Origin of the sequence: Methylobacterium organophilum (assembly GCF_022179465.1) — a bacterium.
GTDB classification, from domain to species: domain Bacteria; phylum Pseudomonadota; class Alphaproteobacteria; order Rhizobiales; family Beijerinckiaceae; genus Methylobacterium; species Methylobacterium organophilum.
The window spans coordinates 1-230 of the sequence record NZ_BPQV01000077.1 but is presented as its reverse complement, the minus strand read 5'-3'; the positions used below and the strand labels follow the sequence as shown (position 1 = coordinate 230).

The 230-nt window shown below is 73.0% G+C and carries 1 pseudogene; it reads left to right on the top strand.

Annotated features, from left to right (window positions below):
- Nucleotides 1-230 (top strand): annotated as a pseudogene (locus MFF21_RS23855) (hypothetical protein); the annotation flags it as partial.

The following is a 230-nucleotide window of genomic DNA, read 5'->3' as shown; positions in this document are numbered from 1 at the left end:
TGCAGCCCCACGAGCTGGAGGGCGTGCTGCCGCAGGAGCTGTCCCACGTGGCGCACAAGGACGTCGCCCTGATCACCGTGGCCTCGTTCCTCGGGGTGATCGCCGGGCTGCCCGTGCGGTTCGCCTTCTACTCGCAGCTCTTCCGCGGGCGCGGCCGCAAGGCCCAGAGCACCGGGGCGGTCTCCATGGGGGGGACGGCCCTCTCCCCGGCCGTGTACGCGGTCAGCCTC